Source organism: Parendozoicomonas verongulae (genome assembly GCF_009711465.1).
GTDB lineage: Bacteria > Pseudomonadota > Gammaproteobacteria > Pseudomonadales > Endozoicomonadaceae > Sansalvadorimonas > Sansalvadorimonas verongulae.
In genome coordinates, this window is sequence record NZ_SMME01000209.1 from 1 (window position 1) to 225 (window position 225).

Here is a 225-nt window from a genome sequence, read left to right on the forward strand (position 1 = left end):
CTGCTCGTCCTGTTCCTTTTGCTCTTGCTGGTTTTGATAAACAGCCATGCGCTCCGTGGCCAGCGCCTGAGCTTTTTGTTCCTTCTCCTCGGCGTCTTTATCCGCTGCTCATCCACATACGCTTTAAAGTGTTCGTTTTGCTGGATTCTATCCTCTCGGGCAGCTTTCTCTTTTTCCCAGGCGATCTGACCGATACGCTGTTCTTCCGCATCCTTTCTGCGCTGT

Annotated in this window: 1 protein-coding gene; it reads left to right on the forward strand. The window is 51.6% G+C overall.

Translation table 11 applies throughout. The annotated features are described in order from the left end of the window. The coding region (locus E1189_RS24260) for a hypothetical protein (RefSeq protein ID WP_230459814.1) at positions 1–225 on the forward strand (225 nt) is incomplete at both ends.